Origin of the sequence: Campylobacter showae, from assembly GCF_004803815.1 — a bacterium.
Lineage (GTDB): Bacteria > Campylobacterota > Campylobacteria > Campylobacterales > Campylobacteraceae > Campylobacter_A > Campylobacter_A showae.
Genome location: NZ_CP012544.1, coordinates 997,883 through 1,020,351, shown reverse-complemented (window position 1 = coordinate 1,020,351; position 22,469 = coordinate 997,883). Strand labels below are relative to the sequence as shown.

20 protein-coding genes are annotated in these 22,469 nt (G+C 45.0%); 13 read left to right on the top strand and 7 right to left on the bottom strand.

Annotated features, from left to right (window positions below; all coding sequences use genetic code 11):
* Positions 1 to 97 precede the first annotated feature (97 nt).
* The 5 genes from CSHOW_RS04970 to CSHOW_RS10415 all read left to right on the top strand — a co-directional run bounded on the left by CSHOW_RS04970 (position 98) and on the right by CSHOW_RS10415 (position 3,759).
* On the top strand, positions 98 to 367 hold the full coding sequence (locus CSHOW_RS04970) for a hypothetical protein (RefSeq protein WP_002947791.1): 270 nt from the start codon (positions 98 to 100) through the stop codon (positions 365 to 367).
* Between the two features lie 86 nt (positions 368 to 453).
* Complete coding sequence (htpG, locus tag CSHOW_RS04965) at positions 454 to 2,307, top strand: molecular chaperone HtpG (RefSeq protein ID WP_039895168.1); 1,854 nt, start codon at positions 454 to 456, stop codon at positions 2,305 to 2,307.
* 231 nt (positions 2,308 to 2,538) lie between these two features.
* On the top strand, positions 2,539 to 3,045 hold the full coding sequence (locus CSHOW_RS04960; protein WP_002947793.1) for a PAS domain-containing protein: 507 nt from the start codon (positions 2,539 to 2,541) through the stop codon (positions 3,043 to 3,045).
* Complete coding sequence (locus tag CSHOW_RS10420; RefSeq protein WP_002947794.1) at positions 3,042 to 3,293, top strand: hypothetical protein; 252 nt, start codon at positions 3,042 to 3,044, stop codon at positions 3,291 to 3,293. The genes CSHOW_RS04960 and CSHOW_RS10420 overlap by 4 nt, the downstream gene beginning before the upstream one ends.
* Positions 3,294 to 3,390: 97 nt before the next feature.
* Positions 3,391 to 3,759, top strand: coding sequence for a hypothetical protein (locus tag CSHOW_RS10415; RefSeq protein ID WP_002947797.1), 369 nt, complete (start codon positions 3,391 to 3,393; stop codon positions 3,757 to 3,759).
* A 111-nt stretch (positions 3,760 to 3,870) separates the two neighbouring features.
* On the opposite strand, the gene CSHOW_RS04950 is transcribed toward CSHOW_RS10415, so the two are convergent.
* Together CSHOW_RS04950 and CSHOW_RS04945 are read right to left on the bottom strand one after the other, a co-directional pair.
* Positions 3,871 to 4,908: a UDP-N-acetylglucosamine--N-acetylmuramyl-(pentapeptide) pyrophosphoryl-undecaprenol N-acetylglucosamine transferase gene (locus tag CSHOW_RS04950; protein ID WP_415874025.1), complete on the bottom strand. Its 1,038-nt coding sequence runs from the start codon at positions 4,906 to 4,908 to the stop codon at positions 3,871 to 3,873.
* Positions 4,909 to 5,068: 160 nt separating this feature from the next.
* Entirely contained in the window at positions 5,069 to 6,229 is a 1,161-nt protein-coding gene (locus CSHOW_RS04945) for an FtsW/RodA/SpoVE family cell cycle protein (RefSeq protein ID WP_002947805.1), read from the bottom strand.
* A gap of 231 nt (positions 6,230 to 6,460) precedes the next feature.
* Here CSHOW_RS04945 and CSHOW_RS04940 point away from each other — a divergent pair, with 231 nt between their 5' ends.
* The 8 genes from CSHOW_RS04940 to CSHOW_RS04910 all read left to right on the top strand — a co-directional run bounded on the left by CSHOW_RS04940 (position 6,461) and on the right by CSHOW_RS04910 (position 17,079).
* A complete protein-coding gene (locus CSHOW_RS04940) occupies positions 6,461 to 8,659 on the top strand; it encodes a TonB-dependent receptor (protein ID WP_002947806.1) in 2,199 nt (732 codons plus the stop codon).
* A 394-nt stretch (positions 8,660 to 9,053) separates the two neighbouring features.
* Positions 9,054 to 10,595: a TonB-dependent siderophore receptor gene (locus tag CSHOW_RS04935; protein ID WP_002947808.1), complete on the top strand. Its 1,542-nt coding sequence runs from the start codon at positions 9,054 to 9,056 to the stop codon at positions 10,593 to 10,595.
* Between the two features lie 26 nt (positions 10,596 to 10,621).
* Positions 10,622 to 11,215, top strand: coding sequence for a TonB-dependent receptor domain-containing protein (locus tag CSHOW_RS10605; protein ID WP_335890764.1), 594 nt, complete (start codon positions 10,622 to 10,624; stop codon positions 11,213 to 11,215).
* Between the two features lie 64 nt (positions 11,216 to 11,279).
* Positions 11,280 to 12,131, top strand: a complete 852-nt coding sequence (locus CSHOW_RS04930) for a class I SAM-dependent methyltransferase (protein ID WP_002947812.1) — start codon at positions 11,280 to 11,282, stop codon at positions 12,129 to 12,131.
* A complete protein-coding gene (locus CSHOW_RS04925; RefSeq protein ID WP_002947814.1) occupies positions 12,124 to 13,134 on the top strand; it encodes a FecCD family ABC transporter permease in 1,011 nt (336 codons plus the stop codon). The genes CSHOW_RS04930 and CSHOW_RS04925 overlap by 8 nt, the downstream gene beginning before the upstream one ends.
* On the top strand, positions 13,131 to 13,907 hold the full coding sequence (locus tag CSHOW_RS04920; RefSeq protein WP_002947815.1) for an ABC transporter ATP-binding protein: 777 nt from the start codon (positions 13,131 to 13,133) through the stop codon (positions 13,905 to 13,907). Before CSHOW_RS04925 ends, CSHOW_RS04920 begins: the two co-directional genes overlap by 4 nt.
* A gap of 9 nt (positions 13,908 to 13,916) precedes the next feature.
* The gene (locus CSHOW_RS04915) at positions 13,917 to 14,921 is read left to right on the top strand and encodes an ABC transporter substrate-binding protein (protein ID WP_002947817.1); all 1,005 of its coding nucleotides are present in this window, start codon (positions 13,917 to 13,919) and stop codon (positions 14,919 to 14,921) included.
* A 124-nt stretch (positions 14,922 to 15,045) separates the two neighbouring features.
* Complete coding sequence (locus CSHOW_RS04910; RefSeq protein WP_002947819.1) at positions 15,046 to 17,079, top strand: ATP-dependent helicase; 2,034 nt, start codon at positions 15,046 to 15,048, stop codon at positions 17,077 to 17,079.
* A gap of 226 nt (positions 17,080 to 17,305) precedes the next feature.
* Here CSHOW_RS04910 and CSHOW_RS04905 read toward each other — a convergent pair whose 3' ends face one another.
* The 5 genes from CSHOW_RS04905 to ruvA form a co-directional block, all read right to left on the bottom strand.
* Positions 17,306 to 18,742, bottom strand: coding sequence for a Mur ligase family protein (locus CSHOW_RS04905; RefSeq protein WP_002947822.1), 1,437 nt, complete (start codon positions 18,740 to 18,742; stop codon positions 17,306 to 17,308).
* 275 nt (positions 18,743 to 19,017) lie between these two features.
* The gene (locus CSHOW_RS04900) at positions 19,018 to 20,190 is read right to left on the bottom strand and encodes an alpha/beta fold hydrolase (protein WP_002947826.1); all 1,173 of its coding nucleotides are present in this window, start codon (positions 20,188 to 20,190) and stop codon (positions 19,018 to 19,020) included.
* Complete coding sequence (locus CSHOW_RS04895) at positions 20,190 to 20,420, bottom strand: type II toxin-antitoxin system Phd/YefM family antitoxin (protein ID WP_002947827.1); 231 nt, start codon at positions 20,418 to 20,420, stop codon at positions 20,190 to 20,192. Before CSHOW_RS04895 ends, CSHOW_RS04900 begins: the two co-directional genes overlap by 1 nt.
* 419 nt (positions 20,421 to 20,839) lie before the next feature.
* Positions 20,840 to 21,874 (bottom strand): D-alanine--D-alanine ligase, encoded by a 1,035-nt coding sequence (locus tag CSHOW_RS04890; RefSeq protein ID WP_002947830.1) that lies wholly within the window; start codon positions 21,872 to 21,874, stop codon positions 20,840 to 20,842.
* Positions 21,875 to 21,887: 13 nt separating this feature from the next.
* Entirely contained in the window at positions 21,888 to 22,442 is a 555-nt protein-coding gene (ruvA, locus tag CSHOW_RS04885) for a Holliday junction branch migration protein RuvA (protein WP_002947831.1), read from the bottom strand.
* Positions 22,443 to 22,469: the final 27 nt, after the last annotated feature.

The following is a 22,469-nucleotide window of genomic DNA, read 5'->3' as shown; positions in this document are numbered from 1 at the left end:
GCGGCGTATCTAAATTTAAGGATGGATGATAAAAATTTCTTTACGATTTTTGCCGCTCTTTTGATTATGCCGCTTTTTTGCGCTAGAGTAAGATGAAGTGGTCGAGGTTTGCGAGCAGCTAAAATCCGTACCTGATTTTAGGATTTTCTACGACAAAAACGCTACGAGCGAGCAGATAGACGCGGAGCTTGATCAAATTTTAGATTTTTTACGGCAAAACCCGCTCCGCGTAAACGACGAGCTGGGCGAGTATTGCGACCGCCTTTTTACGCCTTTTATATTTGACGCTAAAATATATAACACGGGCAAAATCGACTTTGAGCGGATAGAAAAAGCGCTCAAATTTGAGAAACAAATTTTAGATTAGTTGATAGTAGTTGTATCAAGTTTAAAGATATTCTTAGCACCTTGTGCTATAATCTGCTAAAAATTTTAAAAACAAAGGACGAAAAAATGAGCGAAAAATTTGAATTTCAGACCGAGGTAAACGAGCTGTTAAATTTGATGATACACTCGCTTTACTCGAACAAAGAGATATTTTTGCGTGAGCTAATCTCAAATGCAAGCGACGCGCTAGATAAGCTAAACTATCTCTGCCTCACGGACGACGCGTACAAAAGTCTAAGCTACTCTCCGCGAATCGATATCAAAATAAACAAGGACAAAAAGACGCTAATGATCAGCGATAACGGCATCGGTATGGACAAAAACGAGCTGATAAACAACCTCGGCACCATCGCTAGGAGCGGCACGAAGGGCTTTTTGGATAAACTAAGCGGCCAAGCTAAAAAAGATAGCGCCCTCATCGGACAGTTTGGCGTCGGGTTTTATTCGGCGTTTATGGTCGCGGATAAGATCGAAGTCGTGAGCAAAAAGGCACTTGGCGAAGAGGCCTTTATGTGGAGTTCGGATGCCAAAACCTACGAGATCTCGCCTGCGAAAAAAGATAACCACGGCACCTCTATCACGCTTTATCTAAAAGATGACGAGTTTGCCGAGTCCTACCGCATCGAAAATATCGTCAAAAAATACTCCAACCACATCCCGTATCCGATATTTGCGGATAAAGAAGAGTATGTAGCGCCTAAAGATGGCGAAAAAGAGGGCTCGTACGAGACCAAAAACGTGCAAATTAACAAGGCCTCGGCGCTTTGGAAAATGAGTAAAAGCGCGCTAAAAGAGGCCGACTATAACGACTTTTATAAGCAAATCTCGCATGATAGCGAAGATCCGCTACTCTGCGTACATACAAAAGCCGAGGGCAAGATCGAGTACACTACCCTATTTTTCGTGCCGGCGTCAGAGCCCTTTGATCTATTTCGCGTGGATTATCAAAGCGGCGTAAAACTCTACGTCAAAAGCGTATTTATCAGCGACGACGCCAAAGAGATGCTGCCGCCGTATCTTAGATTTGTCCGCGGCATAATCGACGTGGAGGATCTGCCGCTAAACGTCAGCCGCGAGATCCTACAAGAAAATAGCATAATGCGCAGCGTCAAGGAGCAAAGCGTCAAGAAAATCCTGGGCGAACTAGCCAAGCTAAAAGAAAAAGATAGAGAAAAATACATCAAATTTTATAAAATATTCGGCAAAGTTATCAAAGAGGGACTTTACGGATTTAGTAGCGAAAAGGAGCAAATTTTAGACCTTTGCCTCTTTAAATCAAGCAAACGCGAGGGGCTAGTCAGCCTAAAAGAATACAAAGACGCGATGAAAGACGGTCAAAAATCAATCTACTACATCAGCGGAAACAACGAAACGATGCTAAGAAATTCGCCGCTTTTAGAGAGCTTTAAGGCTGAAGGAATCGAAGTGCTCATCATGGACGAGGAGATAGACTCTATTGTCATGCCGATGGTCCAAGACTACGACAAAACGCCGATAAAAGCGGTAAATCACACCGATATCGACGCCGAGATCAAGCCTGAAAAAGACGAAGCCGACGAGGGTAAATTTGCTGCGCTACTAGCTAAGATGAAAGAGATCCTAAAAGACGAGGTCAAGGACGTGAAGCTAAGCTCGCGTCTAAGCGAAAGTGCCGCCGTCATCGTTTATGATAAAAACGATCCCGACTACGCTACGCAGATGATGCTAAAGCAGATGGGGCATAGCGCCGGTAAAATTTTGCCGATACTAGAGATAAATCCAAAGCACGAGCTCTTTGAAAAGCTATCTCAAAACGAGGCGATGATCTACGACGCGGCGGAGCTGCTTTTGGATATGGCTAAGCTAAACGAAGGCGTCGCCATCGACGATCCGTCGGCGTTTAGTAAAAAGCTAACTAAAATCTTGCTAAAAGCGATCTAAATTTAAGCACTTTTTTGGGGCTTAAATTTTTGGCTCGGCGGCGGAGTTAAATTTGCCGCCGAGTTTTTTAAATTTGAGCTCAAATTTGCACTACAAAATCCACTTGCCCTACCCTTTAAATTTACGGCGTCAAATTTGATTTAATAGGCGTTTGCTATCTGGATTGAAAAAATGAGTAAGCTACATTTGCGTAATATTTGGTTATAATTACCGAAAAATTTAAGGTATGAAGTGAACGAGAATAAAGAATATTTCGTAAAAGAAGAAGATTTTATCGTATCAAAAACCGATGTAAAGGGCAAGATAACCTACTGTAATCAGCCTTTTTTAAAGATCGTCGGCGCAACGCAAGAGCAGCTTTTGCACAAGCCGCACAACATCATCAGGCATCCTGATATGCCGCGCATCGTGTTTAAGCTGCTGTGGGAGCGCATAAAGGCAAAGCAGGAGATTTTTGCGTTCGTTAAAAACAAGAGCTTTGACGGCGGCTTTTACTGGGTATTTGCCAATATTACGGCCTCGCTAGATGCTAACGGCGAGATCATCGGTTACTACTCCGTCCGCCGCAAGCCAAACCCGGATGGGGTCAAATTTATCGAGGGCGTATATAGACGGTTGCTTGAGGCCGAAAAAAGCGGCGGCATGGAGGCCTCAAGCAAGTTACTGGGGCAAATTTTAGCCGGCGCCGGCGTCAGCTACGACGAGTTGGTACATAAACTTCAGCGAGGACAGATATGAGGCAGCATCCCATCTCGGGCGATATAATTAAGCTAAAAAACGAGCTTAACGAGCTTGAAAAAATGGACATCAAACCGCAAGAAGCGATCATGAGCGCCGCGCAGTTTAGCACTATAGCTAATTCGATTAAGGTGCAAGGAGCAAAAGGTAGCGGATATTTTTCGGCCGTTTTTGATGATGAGGAGTATTATGCTAACATTAGCGCCTATCTGTCGCAAATACTCTCGGCGATATCGCTAAAAAGCTAGAAAAACAGCATAAGCATAATGGCAAATTACAAACTCCAAGTCGCCGCAAAAAAATATCAAAGATATAACCGAGCTCCTGCAAGCTCAAAGTGCTATCATGCAAAAATACAAAAGGCGAAGCTTCTTTGACAAAGACGCGGCTCGTATGCGCGCCGTAAAAGCGCAACTTGCCGAGCTGATCAAAGCGCAATCAAGACTAGATAAGATACTAAAAATGCAGGCTAGCATCATCTCAAACGTGATTTTGGGCGAGTTTAAGATGGCGTATAAATTTTTTACTTTATTCTGTTTTTTAGCAAAAAGCAGAGGCGATCAGCTACTTTTAGCCGAGATAATAAGCGTTTGCGACAAGATCGCTGCGATGATAGAGCCCGTTTTTAGCGGCCAAAGCCTGCAAACCGGCAAGCTCGTGTATCACTATCTGGTTTACGAGCTGCGAGAGCTGAAAGTGAATTTTATAAACTAATCTTTTTGCTTTTTTATATTGTTTTAGCGCGCTTAAAATGCGGCAAATTTAATCATGTTTTCAAATTTGCATTAATCCAAAGATATTTAAATTTAACGCTCTGCCGTAAATTTAAATATCTTTTAAAATTTCATCCGCTATTTTCCCCGCGCCGCCGTTATCTATCTGCCCAGAAAGCTGGCTTGAAATTTGCGCTATTTTCATATCATTTATCAAATTTAGCATCTCATCCGCATCGATCTCGCCGCCTTTTTGAAAGCAAAATTTGGCCAAATTTTGATCCACGAGAAATTTCGCATTAAATACCTGATGGTTGTTTGCGGCATAAGGATAAGGCACGAATACGCTAGGCAGTGCATTTGCCGTGAGCTCCCACAGCGTGCCCGCCCCTGCGCGGCTTATCGCCAGATCTGCGCGGCTCATCTTAAGCTCTATTTTAGGATCAAAGTCAAAAAGCTCAAGCTCATCGCTGCCAAGAGCAAGCTTTTTATACTCCTCTTGCAAGCTCTCAAGCGCGTTTTTACCGCATTGATGGATGATTTTTACGCCTTTTTGTTTAAAAATCGGAGCCAGCTTTAAGGCTAGCGAATTTATCGCCGCAGCACCTTGCGAGCCGCCTAAAAACATCACCGTTTTTAACTCGCTGCGAAGCCTAGCCGAGCTAAAAAATCTCTCCGCAACGGGGTAGCTAAAGACAGGCTTAAAATACGAGCTAAAAAAGCCCTTTGCAAGCGGTTTTAAGAGCTTGTTTAGGTTGCCTATCACTGCGTTTTGCTCGTGGATAAAAAGCGGCGTGCGCGAGATGATGGCCGCAAATGCCGCAGGCGCCGCGCTGTATCCGCCCACGCTAACAACGGCTTTTACGGCGTGTGCCTTGAAAATTTTGCGGCATTTAAAAGCTAAATTTAGGATATTAAAAAGCGAAAAAAACTTGCCTAGTCCTTTTTTATTTACAACTCCGCTACTGGGCAGGAAAAATTTCTCGCTAAATCCGGCGTCGTTTTCAAACCACATTTTATCCTGTCCGCTGCTTGAGCCTACAAATATCGTCCTGCATCCGCGCGAAATCAGCTCCTCGTTTAGAGCTTTTGCGACGGCTAGGTGTCCGCCAGTGCCACCGCCACAGATTACGATAGTGCCGCTTTCTATTTTGTTTCGAGGTTCGCCACTGGTTAAATTCGACGGCAAAATTTCAGCCGAAATTTGTTCTTTATCTTTTAAATTTTCGGGCGTCAAATTTTACTCCTTGTCGTCTAATTTCGGACGTTCAAATTTGACCTTAAATTTGCGTCGTAAGTCAAATTTGAGCTCAATCTTTTACTTTTTTGCTCACCATCAGCACCATGCCGACTCCTATGCAAAGCGCTAGGATCGAGCTGCCGCCGTAGCTTAGAAACGGTACGGCGATGCCTTTGATAGGCGTGATCGATGTGATGCCGTATGAGTTCATGATAAACGAAAACGAGATGAGAAGCCCGACGCCGAGCGTAAAGAGGTGATAGACTTTGTTTTCACTCCTTGACGAGACGCGAAAGATGCGGAAAAGCAAAATCAAAAGAAGCGACGTGATGATAAGTATCCCCAGCACCCCGACCTCCTCGGCGATACCGGCAAGTACGAAGTCCGTGTGCACTTCGCTCAAAAATCCGAGCTTAAACACGCCCGCCCCCAGCCCCTCGCCGAAAAATCCGCCGTGCTTTATCGCATTAAGCGAGTGCGAGATCTGATATGGCTCAGGCACACCCTCGACGCGAAACATATTTGCCATATTTTCGGGCATAAGCGAAAGGACCATATTTTGCACCGTGCCCCACCATGATTTTATACGTAAAATTCGGTGCTCAGACGTAAAAATAGCCACGATGGCAAGCACTGAAGCTCCCGCCATACCGATGACAAAAAGCCGCTTGCTAGTGCCGGCAAAAAGCATCATAACGATAAGCGTAAGTGCTAAAACTACGACTTGGCCGAGGTCGTTTTGAAGGATGGCGATGAGATAAACGGCGATCAAAAACAAAAATATATAAGGCAAAATGAGCTTAAATTCTTGCTTTAAGCTTTTTTTTCTCTCATCTATCTTGCGCGCAAAGCTCCATGCCAAAAAGTAAACGAAACCGATCTTAAAAAACTCAACGGGTGCCAGAGAAAAGCCCGGCAAACGTATCCAGCGCTTGGCTCCGCCCGCATCGGTTACTAGCGAGCTAGGCAGCGCGTGCATAGCTCCCATCGCGATAGCGCAAAAGCCGAATAGACAAAAGCCGATCCAGACCATCGACTTATCGGGATCTAGGCGAGAGATGGCCCACATCAAAAATATCCCGATCGCCCCCACGACAAGCTGCCTGATGAAAAAATGATAAGGCTCGTAGTTAAAAAAAAGCACGGTAAAAACGGGCAAGGATAGCGAAAAAACGATACCGATAGTAATGAGCGCGACGCAAGAGTAAAATATCCACTTATCCGCCTGCATTTTTCCCTTTCCCGAGTTAAATTTAAGGGGTGATTCTACTTAAATATGACTTACAAAGATGTTAATCGGATATTTAAAAATTTTAATTTTATCTCAAAAAACAGTCCTGAAAAAATTAAAAATATACTAATATAAATTATACAGATATAAAATTTTAATTTTGTATTAAGTAAACAATTTGTAACATACGCGCATTATGCAAATTTAGCATAAAACCAATAAGGAGTCTAAATGAGGGTGAAATTTTCAGTTGCCGCATGTGCGGTTTTGGCGCTATTTGCAGCGCAAGCAAATGCCGCAGATACGGTTAAGCTAGAAGGCGTCGAGATAAATAGCGTCGGCGATAACATCAGCGAGAGCGGTATCAGCGAGGGCATCCTAGCTAAAAACGTGCAAAACGGTATCCTAGCCGGCAAAAAGGTACTAGACACCCCGTATCAGATAAGCACGATCACAAAAGAAACGATGAATCACCAAGGCGTGACCGGTTTTGAGGAGGCAGTGAAATACTTCCCGTCCGCGCAGGTTCAGATGAGAGGCGGCACCACGGTAGGTCGTCCGCAAACTCGCGGCTTTGAGGGTAGCGTCGTGGGTAACGTTTTTTGGGACGGCTTTTACGCTATCTCGACTACGGCGATTCCTATGGCGATGTTTGAGAGTTTGCAGATACAAAACGGTCTTGCCGGCTCGCTCTACGGCCCGCAAAATCCAGTCGGCGTCTTTAACTATACTAGAAAACGCCCGGTAGATAATGAGCACAGTATTTGGGCGGACTACGCTTCGCGAGAGCACTTTGGCGTGGGCGTAGATAGCTCGATGAAATTTGACAAGGTAGGCTACCGCGCGGTCGTATACGGCTCAGATGGCGCAAAACAAGTAAAAGACAGCAACTATCAGCGCCGCTTAGCCAGCATCACGCTCGAGTTTTATCCGACCGAGTCGCTTACGTTTGAGACTGCGGCTAGCTACTACGAGCACAACACTCACGGCTTTGCTGGACTTTTTGCGCTTTACGTAAAAGACGGCATGATCAGAAACGACCTAAAGCTGCCAGATCCGGTCGATAACAAAACTCCGGGCCTTGGTCAGCCATACGGCGGTATGAATCTAAAAACGACGACAGCTAGCGCTAAATTTAAATACGCTCCGAGCGAGGATTGGTATTTCGAGGGCGGATATCAGTTTCAGCGAGCCGATCGCCACATACACAGCGTCGTAAATAGAATCACCGATAAAAACGGCAACTACGATACCTATCACAGCGGCGGAGCGACGGCGGCGTATAGATTTGACCTACCTAGCGGCTATTTAAAGGCAGTCACGGACTTTGATACCTGGGGGCTAAATCACAACTTTAGCGTGCAGGCAAACGGATATAGATATGTGCAATATCGCTACTCAAATTTAAGCACGACGACGAAAGCTGGCTCGGCAAATATCAACGATCCTAAAATTTTCCCGCATCCAAACTCTAAAAAAGGCTCAAATTTATATAAACTCAGTACGACCGATATGAAAAATATCTCCGTGCTAGACGATATCACGATAAATGATAACTTTAGCTTGCTACTAAGCCTCTCAAACAGCTGGATAAAAGAGCGCACTCGCCCGGCTATAACCGCTACGCAAAGACAGCTAAAACCTATCGTGACCAAATACGACGAATCAGGCCTTAGCTACGGCGCGAGCCTGGTTTATAAACCGGTTGAAAACGTGAGCACCTATATTACCTTTGCCGATAGCTTGCAACAAGGCGGCAGTGGCACGAACACCGACGGTACGACCAGCGTGCTAAAACCGTATCGCTCGAAACAATACGAAATAGGCGCTAAAGCTCGCATAAACGAAATCGACTTTAGCACGGCGGTATTTAGGATACAGCGCCCTATCGCCTATGTCGGCAGCAACGGCAGATATGACGTCCAAGGCGAGCAGATAAATACGGGCTTTGAGTTTATGAGCGGCGGCAAAATCACGTCAAATTTAAGCGTTCTAGGCGGATTTACGCTAATAAATTCTAAATTTAAAGATCCGCTACTAAAAGGCGCAAACGGCAAAGTCGTAAACGGCGTGCCTAAACTAAACTCGAATTTGCTGTTTGACTACGTAGTGCCAAATACCGAAAAACTTGCATTTAGCGCAAATTTCCACTACACGAGCAAGATGTATATAGACGATCTAAACACTCAGGCTACGCCTAGCTTTTTCGTCACGGATCTTGGCGTGAGATACGTTAGCCGTGCGATGCTGGGCAAGCAAACCACCTTGCGCTTTAACGTAAATAACGTATTTAACAAAAAATACTGGGCTGGCATGTATCCTGCAAGCGCTGATGGTGCAGGCACCAGCGCTAGCGTTCTTGGCGTAGCTAACGGGCTAAGCCTGGGCGAGAGCAGGATGTTTATGCTTTCTGCTGAAGTCAAATTTTAATTTGATTTAGAGCTTGCCTCGCGAGCGTCTTTAGCGGAGCCAGGAATTTTCATCCTCGATGAACTGCGCGTTCTATCTTTGGTGGAAATTTCTTCACAACCCTTCAAGCCGTCTCGCGATACTTTATCTTATCTTTATTGCGTTCAAATTTAATTCAAATTTGAACGCTTCTTGATATAAAATTTATCTTACAACACTACTTTCAAACGCACGTCCTTATTTTCTCAAATTTCACAAAAAACAAATTTAACCAAATGCATCTATAAAAGTAAACATAAATTCATTAAATTTAAAAAATATATTACAGATAAATTGCGGATTAAGGTAATAAAATGTAACATCGGCTTATTTAAATATAAAAATAAATATTTTAATATTTTACAAAGGAGTATAAATGAAAATTAAAATTTCAGTCGCCACGTGTGCGGTTTTAGTGCTATTTGCAGCGCAAGCAAACGCAGCCGAGACGGTCAAACTTCAAGGCGTCGAAGTAAACAGCGTCGGCGATAATATCAGCGAGAGCGGTATCAGCGAAGGCATACTAAACAAAGGCGTCGCCAGCGGTCCGCTAGTGGGCAAAAAGGTGCTTGATATGCCGTATCAAGTAAATACGATGTCGATCGAGGCGATGAATCACCAAGGCGTAGCCGGTTTTGAGGATGCGGTGAAGTATTTTCCTTCAGCGCAAATTCAAACTAGAGGCGGCATCGAGGTCGGCCGTCCGCAGACTCGCGGCTTTCAGGGCTCAGTCGTCGGTAACGTACCTTGGGACAGCTTTTACTCTGTTTCTACTACGGCTATACCTATGTATATGTTTGAGGGGCTTCAGATACAAAACGGTCTTGCAGGCTCGCTTTACGGCGGACAGGAGCCTGCCGGCATCTTTAACTATACCAGAAAGCGTCCGATACCATTTTCAAATACGTTTTGGGCCGACTATACGAGCCGCTCAAATTTCGGTATAGGTTGGGATACTTCAGATAGATTTCAGTACGTCGGATACCGCGGCGTATTTTATAAATCAGACGGCGCTAAACAAGCTAAAAATAGCGACTACGAAAGAAATTTAGCTAGCCTAGGGCTTGACTTTTATCTAACCGAAAATTTTACCATCGAGACGAATTTTAGTTACTACAAACACAAAATGCTAGGAATACCCGGCGGCTTTTCAGTGCCGGGCAGAAACGGCGTTTTAAACTTTGCTATACCGGATGCTACAAAAAATACGAAAGCCGGCCTAGAGCAAGAGTGGGCGGGAAGCGACCTAAAAACAACGACCGCTAGCGTTAAATTTAAATACGCGCCGACTGAGAGTTGGTATTTTGAGGGCGGCTATCAGTGGCAAAAAGCCATCCGAGATATGTACGGTACAAGCAAAACCTTTATCAAACAAAACGGCGATTTTAGCGTAGCGGCTAGCGGCGGAAACGGCGCGGCAAGCAGGTTTGACGTACAAAGCTGGTTTGCTAAAGCTACGACAGAGTTTGAAACATTTGGCGTAGAGCACGACTTTGGCGTGCAGGCAAACGGATATATATGGACGATATACGGCGCAAAAACCGTAGGTGGAAGAGCAAATTTGGGCAACTCAAATTTGTATAATCCAAAAACCTTTTCAAATCCGCACGTAACAAAAGGCGGCGGAGCTTATAAAAATAGCCAAGGCTCTATGAAAAACCTAACTATCGCTGACGATATCAAGCTAAACGACTACTTTAGCGTGATTTTAAGCGCGGCTAGAAGCAACTTTGAAAACAAAAACAAGCAAACAGGCGTAAAAACGTACGACGAGAGCGGCACTAGCTACGCGGCGAGCTTTATTTATCACCCTATCGAAAACGTAAGCTTATACTTCACGTATGCAGATAGCTTGCAAGCAGGCTCAAGCTATACCTACGAAAGAACCAATCCAAGATACGGTGAGACGGTCGTCTAAAGCCGTTTAGAAGCAAGCAATACGAGATCGGCGCAAAAGCCAGGATAGAGGATATCGACCTATCTACGGCGCTTTTTGAGATAAAACGCCCGATAGCCTATCTAGGCGACAACAACGAGTATAGCATCCAAGGCGAGCAGGTAAATAGAGGCCTAGAGTTTACCGCAGGAGGCAAGATAACAAACGATCTTAGCGTAATGGGCGGCGTCGCGCTAATACAGCCGAAGCTAAAAAAGGCAAAACAAGCCTGCGCGCAGGGCAAGATCGTAGTGGGCGAACCCAAAGTTCAGTCAAATTTACTCTTTGACTACGTCGTGCCAAATACAAACAAGCTAGCCCTAAGCGCAAATTTACACTACACGGGCAAGCGCTACGCCGATCAGTGCAACGTAAATGCTGTACCTGCGTACTTTACGACCGATCTTGGCATCCGCTACGTGACCAAAGAGTGGCTAGGCAAGCAAACTACGTTAAGATTTAACGTAAATAACGTCTTTGATAAAAAGTACTGGGTCGGAATGTTCCCGTCAAATATCGACAGAACTACGACGGGTGCGGGCACAAGTATCTTTTTGGGACAGAGCAGGACGTTTATGCTCTCGGCCGAAGTCAAATTTTAAAATTTGCCCTTCTAGGACGCCTTGGATAGTTTAGGCGTCCTGTCTTAAATTTTAAGGAGCAAACATGCAAGGATTACTAAACTGGCAGGCGATTAGGGAGCTTAAATTTACGCCTATGACTAGAGACGGAGCCGGCAGAAGTGCCGTTAATTGGGACGAAATAGCCCAGATGTACAACGGCATGGCCGAGCTTGAAAAACGTAGCGCACAAATTTTAGCGGATACTTTACCGATAACGTCCGAAGATAGTGTACTAGACGTTGGTTGCGGACCGGGGCGCCTTAGCGTACCGATGGCAAGACGAGCCAAAAGCCTAACTGCGCTTGACGCATTTGGCGGGATGCTTAAATTTTGCGAGCAAAACGCTAAAAACGCTGGCGTAAAAAATATAAAATTTATGAAAAAAAGCTGGCTAGATGGCGATGCGCTAGACGCGATCGGCAAACACGATATCGTCGTAGCCTCTCGCTCAGTCGGTCTTGGCGATATAAAAAAACTAAACGACGCAGCAAAAAAATACGTATGCATAACTAGCTTTTTAGAGGACTATCCAAGTCTTAGAGAAATTTGGATGGATTTACTTGCGGGCATCGACGAAAGAGCCAAAAAACGTCCGCCTTTTATAAACGAAAATCCTAGAATGTTTGGCTACAACGTCACCTTTAATATGCTTTACGATCTGGGCGCAAACGTAAACGTACGGATTTTCGATACCGTTTACGAAAAGAGTTTTATGAGCAAGGACGAGGCTTACGAATTTTTAAAATTCGTCGGCAAGATCCCAAAAGAAAAAGAGAAAACTTTTATAAAAAACGTGGATAAGTGGCTAGTAAAAGATGAGGGCGGAGTTAAATTTTACCGTACGACGAAAAGCTACACGATGTGGTATGACGTAAACGAGGTAAAATTTGAATAACAAAGCCCTTTTTATCGTTTTAACGGTAGTGCTTATAGTTTGCGCTTTTATCTCTCTTACTCTTGGTAGATATAGCCTTAGCGCGTCTGAAATTTTTGCTAGTTTGCACTCCTTGCTAACTGGCTCCAGCGTGCAAAACGAACAAGCAAACGCCGTAATAACGCAAATCAGGCTTCCTCGCATCGCCTTTGCGGTGCTTGTAGGTGCCGCTCTTTCTGCAGCCGGCGCCGTGTATCAGGGGCTTTTTAAAAATCCCCTAGTCTCCCCCGATATCCTAGGCGTATCTAGCGGCGCGGCGGTCGGAGCTAGCATCGCTATCATCCTTTCATTGCCGGTATTTTACGTCTCGCTAATGGCTTTTGGCTTTGGACTAGCCGCCGTTTTTGCGGTAGTTTTTTTAAGCCAACTCATAGCTAGAGGCAAGCTAAACGTCATCATAATGGTTCTCTCAGGCGTCGTCATATCTTCGCTTTTCGGCGCTTTTAGCTCGCTTTTAAAATTTATCGCAGATAGCGAAAACAAACTACCCGAGATTACATTTTGGCTGATGGGTAGCCTAGCTCGCACCGGAGGATATCAAAACGTCTTTTATATGCTAAGCGTCACAGCATTTTGCTCGGTACCGCTGTTTTTGCTTAGATCTAGGCTAAATATCTTGGCATTCGGCGAAGAAGAAGCTAAGGCCATGGGCGTAAATGTCAAATTTTATAGCTTTATCATCATCTGCGCTTCTACCTTGCTGACGGCTTCTAGCGTTGCTTTTTGCGGTATAGTAGGCTGGGTCGGACTCATCGTGCCGCACATAGCTCGCTCTATCGTGGGAGCAAATTTTAACGCCCTCTTGCCGGCTTCAATGCTAATTGGCGCGCTATTTTTACTGACAGTAGATACGATAGCAAGGTGCGCGATGGCTAGCGAGATACCCCTTGGTATAATCACCTCGCTCATCGGCGCGCCCGTGTTTATCTATCTGCTTTATCAGAGCAAAAAGGGCTGGCTGTGAAATTCGAAATAAAAAATTTAAGCTGCGGATACGGCAAAAAGCTAGTCGTGAAAGAATTTAGCGCCGAGCTAAAAGACGGAGAAATTTTATGCTTGCTCGGACCAAACGGCGTAGGCAAGACGACCGTTTTTAAGATGATTTTGGGATTTTTAAAGCCATTTGGTGGAGAAATTTTAGCAGACGAGCGAGATTTTTTCGCTTTAAGTGATAAAGAGCGCGCAAAGCTCGTTAACTACGTGCCTCAAGCTCACACTCCGCCATTTGCTTTTAAGGTTTTAGACGTCGTTTTGATGGGGCGCTCACCCTTTATCGGAACCTTTGAAAGCCCTAGCGCAAATGACGTAAAGATAGCCCTTCAAAAGCTTGAAATACTAGGGATAAGCGAATTTGCAGATAAAATTTACACCGATATCAGCGGCGGCGAGAGGCAAATGGTCTTAATAGCAAGAGCTTTAGCGCAAGAAGCAAATGCCGTGATGCTAGATGAGCCCGCCTCAAATTTGGACTTTGGAAACCAAGTAAAAATCCTAAAAGCCGTAAAGGAGCTAGCGACAAACGGGCATAAGATCATCATGACTTCGCACTTTGCCGAGCATGCTTTTTACATAGACGCCAAGGTTGCGCTTTTAAAAAGAGATCAAAGCATAATCTACGGCAGCGCGAGCAAAGCGATAACGGATGAAAATTTAAGGCTCGCATATGGCGCGGATATCAGAGTGGTAAAAAACGAGATCGAGGGCAGGAGCGTTTATTCCTGCGTTCCGATCATTTAAGGAGAAAAAATGAGAAAGATTTTGGCGATTTTATTTTTGGCGGTTTGTATCTTGCAGGCACGTATCGTCGTGGACGACGGCGGCAAAGAGGTGCAAATCCCTGATAACGTAGAGCGCGTAACGCCGATGATAGGGGCTTTTACGCAGATGAGCGCGATGCTAACGGGTGAAGATAAAATCATCTCGGGCGCAGTGCGGCTACCAAAAATGATGAGTAAAATTTTTCCTAAAATAAAAACCATGAATAACGTAAGCGGCTCGCTAACAAGCAGTGTTGAAAACATCATCGCCTCAAATACTCAGGTGGTTTTTGGACCCCTTGGCATGATATTTGACGAGAATCAAAAGGCACAGCTAGAAGCCGCCGGTATCGCGGCCGTAAATATCAATAAATTTAGTAATGCTAGCGAGATAAAAGGATCAGTTAGTAAAATCGCTGAAATTTTGGGCGGTGATGCTATAAAAAGAGCTAGCGAATTTAACGCATATTTTGACAAAAATATAAAATTTGTAAGCGAGAAAGTACAAAATATCAAGGATAAAAAGAGGGTTTTGGCCTTAAATTTTAACTCTGGAAATTTTAGCACGATCAGCAGCAAAGATATCGGCGCAGAGTACATAAAAATTGCCGGCGGAATAAATTTAAGCTCTCAAGATAACGAAGCGGACTTTAAAATCTCAAAGACGATAAACGAGGAGCAGGTTATTATCTTTAATCCCGATATAATCATAACCAATTCGCGCGAAGGCAAGGAAAAAATCCTAAATAATCCCCCGTTTGAAAAACTAAAAGCCGTTAAAGACGGCGCCATTTTCGTCGTACCTAGCGGAGTGTATCTATGGTCGGTTAGAAGTGCTGAAGGTGCTTTGCAGCCGCTTTGGCTAGCCAAAATCTTTTATCCCGAAATTTTTACCGAGTTAAATTTAGAAGACGAAGTCAAAAAATTTTACCTCGAATTTTACCGCTACGAGCTAAGTGACGAGGAGCTAAAAGAAATACTAAATCCAAAATAAAACCACTAAATTTTCGCCTCGCTTTGTAAACGCGGGGCGAATAAATTTAGCCCTCGTCGCTTTTGCATTTTTAAAAATTTAAGCCCGTTTGGGTATAATCTGCCCTTTTAAACGCGAGGAAAATATGCCCCTTTCAAAACTAAATCAAGAACAATACGCCGCCGCGACAGCCCCCGCCGGACACAATCTAGTTATCGCCTCGGCTGGCACCGGTAAAACTAGCACCATCGTCGCACGCATCGCTCATCTGCTAAATTTAGGCGTAAAGCCCGAGAAAATTTTACTACTAACCTTCACCAACAAGGCCGCGGCCGAAATGATCGAGCGCCTAAATAGGCATTTTGATAAAAAAATCACCTCGCGTATCACGGCGGGCACCTTTCACTCGGTTTCTTATTCGCTGCTTAAATTTCTAGAAAAACCGGTTACGCTAAAGCAGCCAAGCGAGCTAAAAACGCTACTAAAATCGCTCGTAGAAAGGCGCAAATTTAACCATCTAAGCGACGTTAAACCATACGGCGGCGCCTATCTTTACGACGCGTATTCGCTGTTTCAAAATTTAGCCCTAAAGCAGACTTTTGGCGAGTGGCTAAAGGAGCGAAGTGACGAACAAGGCGTTTACGCCGAGATTTACGAGGACGTTTTGCGCGAATTTGAAGAGGAAAAGAGCAAATTCGGCTACGCGGATTTTAACGACTTGCTTATCAAAATGCGCAACGAACTAAGAAAAGGCGCACCGCTAAAATTTGAGGAAATTTTAGTCGACGAGTATCAGGACACAAACTCGTTGCAAGGCTCGCTAATCAGCGCTTTTGAGACGAAAAGCCTTTTTTGCGTCGGGGATTTTGACCAGAGCATTTATGCTTTTAACGGCGCAAACATCAAGATCATCGGCTCGTTTAAGGACCGATTCGCAGACGCCAAAATCTACGCGCTAAACATCAACTACCGTAGTAGCTCTGCGATCCTAGCTCTAGCCAACAAAGTCATCGCAAACAACCCGCGCCTTTACGAAAAAAAGCTAGTCGTCGGCCGCGAGGGTAAATTTACCTCGCCAAAGCTGCTGGTTTATAACGAGCTTTTTGACCAATACTCAAACATCGCGCAGGTTATCGCCGTCAGCAAATACAAAAAAGAAAACATCGCTATCATCTTTCGCAACAACTCGAGCGCCGACGGCCTAGAAGTCGCGCTGCGGGAGCTAGGCATCGGCTCCAAGCGCAAGGGCGGAGTGAGCTTTTTTGAGAGCCGCGAGGTGCGCGCCGCGATGGATCTGCTTGGCATCCTCATCAACCCAAAAGACATCATGGCCTTTATCCACGTGTGCGAATACGCAAAAGGCGTCGGTGCGGCGCTTAGCAAGGAGATTTTCGAGGTACTAAGCAAGGTCGGACACGGCGACGTCGTGCGCGGATTTTTACAACCTGACGATAGTGTGGAGGCCTTTGCTAAAAAGACCAAAAACTACCAGCTGGGGCTTTTTGACGAGCTTGACGAGGTCGGGGAGAAGTCGCGCTTTGCTAAATTTAACTTTAGCGAGAAATTTTTCGCGCATCCGATTTTAAAAATGCAAAAACTAAGCGAGAGTGGCGGGCAGTTTTTGTATGAAATTTATAATTTTTTAAACGCCGCCAAACGCCACTCGCGCCCGACCTCTTTGATAGAGGATCTTAAAAACAGCAAAATTTACGCCCTCATCGCCGACAATCTCGCAACCAAGCGCGCCACGCAAAAAAACGGCAACGTCGACGAAACGCTAAAAAAAGAGGCTCTAGAGCGGATTGCCGGCAAGCTGGAGGTGCTGGGCGAACTAGCCAAAAACTACTCGGAGGCGGAGAAATTTTATAACTTTATCACTTTGGGCAGCAGCGAGATGAGCAGCGGCGAAGGGGTAAATCTGCTAAGCGTGCACGCCTCAAAGGGGCTTGAGTTTGACCTCGTTTTCGTAGTCGATCTCGCACAAAATCGCTTCCCGAACCTCAAACTCATGAGCATGGGCGGCTCGCTCGAGGAGGAGCGGCGGCTCTTTTACGTCGCGGTCACTCGCGCGCGCGACGAGCTGATTTTAAGCTACGCTAAATACGACAAAATCAAAAAGATAAACTACCAGCCCAGCCAGTTTTTGATCGAGGCCGGGATGGCTAGCGCCGGGATTTAAATTTGACGGCAAATTTGACCGATGTGAAATTTAAAGTCGTTGAAATTTAGCCGCCCTATTTTATCTTTCGTCTGCGGAAATCGGCGCTTGGCAAAACCCGCACCTTGAAAAGGCATTTTTTTAAATCAATCTCCGCCGATGTGAGCAAAGTAAATTTCAAATCAAATTTGAGCAGCTAGAAGCGGCACCGCTAAATTTGACTGCGCCGCCCAAACCAAATTTACGCCTACATAAAGCTTGGCGCGTCGTTTGAAAAAAGGATCAGATCGCCAGCTTTGGTGTTTTGCGCCAAGGCTTCTTGAAGCTTGGATTTGTCCTTAATGACGATGACTTTTGGCTTACTTAGGTGCTTTAGTAGCGCAACTGCGTTTAGCGAGCTTGTTAACATGACGATGTCAAAGGTCTTGTTGATGATCTTACTTAGCTTTTCGTTCTCTTCGTCGCTGCTCTCCATGATACCGGGCGTCACGAGCACCTTGCGCCCCTCGTAGCTGGCAACCAGTTCGTAGCTCGCGCTCATACCGTTAAAGTTACCGTTAAAGCCGTCGTCGATGATGATTTTGCCGCCCGCATCGATGCGCTCGAGTCTATGCTCGACGTTTTTTAGACGCGCTAGAGCTGCGGCGATCCTAGCTTCGTCCAGTCCCAGATATAGCGCGGTTTTGACGCAGACAGCTAGGTTTGCGGCGTTAAATTTACCAAGCAGCGGCGAAGCAAATTCCCTCTCGCCAAGCTTAAATTTGATTCCGTCTAAGCTCGCCTCCACGCCGCTTAAATTGCTATCGTAAATTTCTATCTTTTCGCTCTCGTTTGCCTGCGTACTACTGTGTACGAAAGCCTTTTCTAGACGCTTTGAGCCTAGAGCCTCGAGTTTTGTGGCGCGGATATTTTCAAGCGTTTTAAAGTACTCGATATGCTGTGCGCCGATCTCGCCGACGATAGCGATCTGCGGGCTCAAAAACTCCGTGATCTGCGCGATGTCGCCTTTTAGGCGTGCGCCCGCCTCGGCGATATATATCTGCGTACCGACAGCAAGCTCGTTGTTTACGTCTTGGATTAGGCCTGCTAGCGTGTTTACGCTGCGAGGTGTTTTGCGGCAAACGAAATCGTTTTTAAGCAGCTCAAATAGGAAATTTTTTATACTGGTTTTGCCAAAACTCGCAGTTATCATGATGATTTTGAGCTCCGGCATCGAGGCTAGCTTTTTGCGCGCGCTGTTTTCGTAGGCTTTAAATTTAGCCTTTTCCAGCAAAAAGCTAATCGCAAAAGAGAGCACGAGCGGCAGGACGACGCCTAAATTTACGCGGTACTGCGTTGCTATATAAACGGCGTAGCTAGCGATAACGGCGAGCGCTAAGATAACAAAAAATCGCTTGACTCGCGGAGTAAAAACCAGCTTTTTATCGAGTTTTTTATGCCAAAGAGCGAGGCTTGGCACCAGTGCAAAGTAAAAATAAATCCAGAAAAATCGCTCCGCCCCGTAAAAAAGCACGATCGGCACAATAAGGAAAAACACGTGCCACAGCGGCCTAGTGAAGTGAAACAGCACGCGCTCAAACTTGTAGGAAAACCACTGAAGGCAGGTGATGAGATAAAATCCCAGCGCAAACGTAAATAAAATCTGCGTCGCGGCAAGGCCGATATTTATGAGGGTTTCGTTCATTTTTTCTCCTAGGTTCGTTTGGGCTGGCTTTCCCTGCCGCTTTTGCCAAATTTGATATTTTGCAGTTTATTTTTGCAGGCTTGACGTAAATTTTGATAGTTTTTTCTGTTAAATTTGAGAGCCAAATTTAGCCGCCCTGCTTTATTTTTGTGCCGTAAAATGCAAATATTTATCAGCCGAGATTTTACAGATTTTGGGCTTAAATTTAGCTCGTAAATTTGATGTAGGCCTGCCAAGCCTGCATAAATTTAATACTGATATCGTAATCCAAGGCGCTAGCTCAAATCAAACGTTTGTTGCACAGGCTTTTTGGGGCTTTTTTGATCGCCCGGCTCATCTTTTGGTAAAATTTGATTTTGCTCGTCGCTGATTAAAGCGTCGATTTTAGGCTCAGGCTTGTCTTGCGCGATTTCTTGCTCGTCAAACAAATTTTCTTTAAAAACATTTTTTGCAGAAATTTGACCGTTTTCGTCACTCACATCGTCAAGTTGCGGGTTTTTATCGGCCAAATTACCGCTTTGCGATTGCTTGTCAAAAAGGCTGTTTTGAGAGATGGTTTTTATGCTCGTCTCTAAATACGCACGATCGGATTCGGCCAAATTTTGCTCGGTATCATTTTTAGGATCGCCGTTTTCGTTGGCGCTCTCGATTTCTACGTTCAAATTTTTACGGTTTTTCGGGCTTAAAATTTTTACGCTCTCGATCCCGCTTTCATCGCCCAAGTCCGTCAAATTTAGCCCAGCATTCACGACACCGTCGATGTAGCGCGCGTGGAGCAAAAAGAAAAAATGATCACCTTTTAGCGCGTGAAATTCGCTGTTTTTAATGAGGCGACTCACGCGTTCGCCGCTTTTTAGGGGTGTGGCTTTGTCCTCTTCGCCCCAAAATATAAACGCCTTACCGCCAAAGTCTGCAAATTTAGAGCTAAAGTCCTCGTCGACGACGTTTTTTAGGGTCTCATACATCGTTTTGCTCATACCTTTTACATCTTTCGTGGCGAAAAATTTGTATAAAAATCCAAGGCCAAACAGTTTTAAAAACTTAAACAAAGCGATCTTAAAACGCACCCAAGGCGGCTTTTTGGCTACGATGCCTGCTGAACTTAAAAGAGCGAGATATTCAGGATTTAGCAGGGTTGCGACCTTACCGCCGAAGCTGTGTCCAAAGATGATTTTAGGGCTCGCGCCAAGCTCGTCTAAAAAGGTTTTCATGATTTTTGCGTAGTCTTTCGTCGCTAGCGCGCCGTGCATACTGCTCGCGCCAAAGCCCGGCATATCGACGTAAATGTGCCGCAAGTCCTTAAAATATGCGCCGAAAGCCTTTTTCATAATCTCTTTGTTTGCACCCCAGCCGTGCAAAAATAGCGCGACGTCCTTGTTTGCGGGATTTACGGTTTCGTAGCTGATGCGGTAAATTTTGCCGCCGTATTTTACCTCTTTGACCGCCATTATTCGCCGCTTCCGGCTCGTTTTTTAGCCTCATATATGCTTTGCAGTACCTCGACAGCCTCGCATAGGCGCTCGTATTCGCCCATATTTAGCAGTACAGCTTCAAATTTATTGTTTTTGACGATCACCGCGCGCTTCATCTGCGCCTTGCCGACCTTTCCTAAGACGGCGCTAAAATTTCGCACCACTTCAGTCGCCGTGTAAATTTCATCTTTGCTAAAAGTAGTCATTTCTGCTCTTTACGTAAAATTCTGTGTAAAATATAGCATATTATCTTTAAATTCAAATTAAAATATAATGGCGTATTATGTTCGTTAAAATTTATTTTAGAGTGTTTTATATTTTTAGAGTGAAATTTGCGAGTATATAAAAGATGAGGTAGTAAAATTTGATGAAAATAGCCGCTTCATCAAATTTGTAAAAAGAAATAAAAGCGAGTTAAATTTGACCCAAATCGGCGCTTTTGCGATATAAAATGTTGAAAAATAAGCCGCTATTTTACCCGGCAAGCGCCATAAACGCTAAATTTCAAAACTACCGACCAAATTTATTAGCGATAAGATAAAGCGTAAAAATTTAAAAAGCCGCCCAAAACAATCCGTTTAAGGCGGCAATCAAACGTCAAATTTAGCAAAAGGCAAGCAAAATTTTACAGTTTGCCCTTTGCCGACGTTATGGAGTTGATAAATTTATAGTCGATATTTATCTCGCGTTCTTTGGGCAAGCTTGCGGCGAGTCGCTCCAGAGTCCCCTCAAAATCGTCAAATAGATAATTCGCCATACTGCCCGGGTTTGGATTAATCTCGTTTAGATAGACTTCGCCGTTTACCTCGAAAAAGTCGCAGCGTATCAGCGCCCCGTTAAAGCCGCAGTCGTAGATGCGCTCAAAGCTTTGTTTTAGCTTGGCGGCTAACTCTGCGCTTATATTGGCCTCGCGCGCCCTACTCTCGTTTGAAAAGCTCATATATTTTTGCTCGTAGTCTAAAAATTCCTTCTTTTTAGGCTCTTCGATGATAGAAAATTTGATCTCGCCGTCCGCCTTGCAGCCTGCTAGATTGTACTCCTTTACGCCCTCGATAAATGGCTCGACCAAGATCTCTTTGTCAAACTCATACGCCACGTCTAGGCCGTATTCTAGCTCGCCGGCATCTTTTATCACGCTCACACCGATCGAGCTTCCTAGTCGGAGCGGCTTTAGGATCACGGGTAGCGGCAGACTAGGTGCCTTTTCTCTGCTTACAACCTCATAGTTTAGCGTTTTTACGCCGGCTTTTTGCGCGAGTAGTTTGGTTAGCTCCTTGTTGTAGCTTAGCGCGCTAGCCTCCACGCGAGGACCGATGTAGCTAAGACCGTAAAACTCGAGCAGTGCCGCGATCTTGCCATCCTCGCCGTCCATACCGTGGACTAAATTTATAAACACATCCGCCTCAATCTTTTTCTCGCCGAGCAACCCGCCCGCGAAAAATCCGCCCTGCTTTAGAGTAAGCTTTTTGGCGTTTTTATACTTGCCCGAGCTAAAGAAATTCGCCTTCATATCGGCGCCGTTTATCAAGTAAAATTCTCTAAATTTATCGCAAAATATAAACAAAGGCTCATTTTTTAGCACCTTTTTTAGGGCTATGGCGCTCACGATACTGATCTCGTGTTCGTAGCTTTTAGCGCCAAATATCACAGCAAATTTCATATCTTTTCCTTTTTTATGCTAGTTTTTTTAGGGCTTGTTTGATTAGTTCGCCCGTATTTTGCGCGTCGCACTCGCTAAGCGCCTTGGTTATCTTTTCTCTTTTAAAGCCGAGGCTCTCAAGCGCCAAGATCGCTTCGTGCTGATGGCTAGGCAGATTTTCATCCATCGTCATCTTTGCGTCGCTAAGCTCGGCGATGATGCGTCTAGCAGTCTTTGCGCCGATGCCGGGCACTGTTTGTAGCGCCGCCGCGTCTCCGCTTTTAACCGCGTTTAAAAATGCGTTGGGATTTAGGCTCGAGCACACCGCCATCGCCGTCGCCGCGCCGATACCGCTTAGTTTTATCAGCGTCTCAAACATCTTTTGTTCGTTGCTATCTAAAAATCCGTAAAGCAAGTCCGCATCCTCGCGGATGATCTGCGTGATGTTTAGCTCCACGCTCTGGCCTCGCTCGAGTTTCGCCGAGCAAAAAAGCGAGATCGCCACACCGTAGCTCACGCCGCCGGCTGTTTTTAAGATGAGATTTGCGGGTTCTTTTTTGGTTATGATGCCCTCGATCGCTTTTATCATCGTTTTCCTTTAAAATTTGCGATTATC